Raw genomic sequence first — 2,086 nt, 5'->3', positions numbered from 1 at the left:
CCTGGGGTTTAGGACGCCTTACGAGGTGTTCCGAGAATTGTCAGGAACAGATGCCGAAAGATTGGTGGGTTATGCACTTATTACTTGAATTCAAGCATTTCAATTATGAAAGCTTCCTCCCTAAATAAATCTGACCTTTCAAATTCGATCCTATTTCAGGTTAATAATGCATGCCTTCTATGACAAATTGCCGTCAAGTGTTCCGTTGATGAGATGATAATAGTAATCCAACAAACAAATAGTCATGACAAAACCTGTTGTAATCAACAGCAACCATTTTAACGTTTCTACAAACCTTAGCCGGTCATCATCTTATAAGTGTTTTTGATACGATCTCCACGCGATGTTACATGATAAAGCGCATTTGGAAATCCTAAAAAGAGCGGCCTTAACATGGCTTGGAGTATATACTTATTTTTCTTGATTCGCGGCCTGATCCGAGTTCTGTGATGACCCCAATTTTGCGAAAATGATTCTTCCTAACTTTCAATATCCTGTAGCTATTTTCCGCCGCTTTGATTATTTATGCTTTTTTTATCCACTACCCCTGGAATATCCTGAAATGGACGTCCGAACTTGCCCTTCAGGTCATCGACACCTGATTGAGGATTCGCAAACTTATGCAAATCATCCCGCTTTCTTCGTGTTTCCATTGTATTGATATCCATCTTCCTGTCACGTTCTTCGACGAGACCAGGCATGGCTTCGCCATCACGGTTAAATGACCAGCCAAGCATTGGATCCCCCAAAGGGAGCAGGTCGGCTGGCTTGCCTTCATGAAAGCCTGTGTTCCAGACGTGCCAAGTTTTACCATAACTGTTCATTTTTTCCTTCATCAATACTTTTTCGGCAATGTCGGGAATATTAGGTGCGATCAGTTGTCCGGACAGAATTTCGCCATTGTGAGGATGCCAGTATTTTTTCTCTTCTTCGGGTAGGAGAGCGAAAAGCTTTTCGGAAATAATATATTCGATACCATTCAGGTTGGCATCTTTGGTATTATCATCGAATAACACACACTGGGCAAAATCTTCATTAACCTGGTAACAGTAATGATGGGACTCCATCTGGTTTTCCGGATGATCCTTCATGGGATGAAAACCCACGAGGTAGACGTCAAACTCCTTTAGAGGATTATTGCTTTGTAAAAGCCTAGCACCGGCTTCTAGCATTTTTGTTTTTGCTGATTTAGACTCACCGGGTGGTACTGTTTCTGGTTGGGTTGCTTTTTCTGCTAATGCCAGCGGTACTGGAACGCCAATGGGTAATGCTAGGAGAAGTGCAGTGACGGCAGAGGTTTTGCTAAATCTGTTCATCATGGTCCTTTTAGGTATCGTGGTGAATGGCGTATTAGGATAAGCAATGCCTAATATCCCTATCTTCAATGGAGAACCTAACTGCTGAATAACGTAATGCCGAGCAAATAACTTCCCTGTTTCCCGCTCACGAATATTAATTGCCAGTATGAGGAAGTCAGCTTGCCGGATAAGGGTTCGAAGATATTCAGTATCGAAATCCAATTCGTGGTTACCCTCGTCATTGAATCGTAACGCAGCACTACTTTCATAAGTTCGATTATTACGCGGCACCGGGCCTTCATATCTATATGAATTCCAATGTACACTTGCATTTTCGGTCCGGTAGTGTCACTGATAGCAGAGCTTCTTTAGTTAGGCCTTCAGCTTTAAGAAGAATAAAGACAAGCCTCTATTGTACCTATGCTATTCACCCAGTCTGTACGGTGGCACACAAACGGGAGCAGCAAAGAAGTGAGGAGTGTTTACCATATAATGATACATGCTATCGCTGGTAAAGAGGCTCGTTCATATGACTGCGGGTTAAGTAACTTTTACTTCGCAAGAGTTTAAAATCTATGCGCCATCATATCTTCCTATAGCCCAAAGTTTGTACCAATAAAAACTTGAATTAAACTAACTTAATTAAAAACATGATAAACAAAACAATTACTATTATAGGAACGATAAAAGTCCTCCAATCCGAAGAGGTAGCTTTAGGGCTGTTCTTCATCATTTCCAGCGCTTTAGGAAATAAAATTATTAAAAACATTCCTAACGCTAATGCAGAG

At 41.3% G+C, this 2,086-nt stretch carries 1 protein-coding gene; it reads right to left on the bottom strand.

Annotated features, from left to right (window positions below):
- Positions 1-500 precede the first annotated feature (500 nt).
- On the bottom strand, positions 501-1,589 hold the full coding sequence (locus BM122_RS21115; RefSeq protein ID WP_256212271.1) for an OBAP family protein: 1,089 nt from the start codon (positions 1,587-1,589) through the stop codon (positions 501-503).
- Between the last annotated feature and the right edge of the window lie 497 nt (positions 1,590-2,086).

It is taken from the genome of Nitrosomonas communis, from assembly GCF_900114745.1.
Taxonomy (GTDB): Bacteria; Pseudomonadota; Gammaproteobacteria; order Burkholderiales; family Nitrosomonadaceae; genus Nitrosomonas; species Nitrosomonas communis_A.
This window is presented reverse-complemented; position numbering and strand designations above follow the sequence as displayed.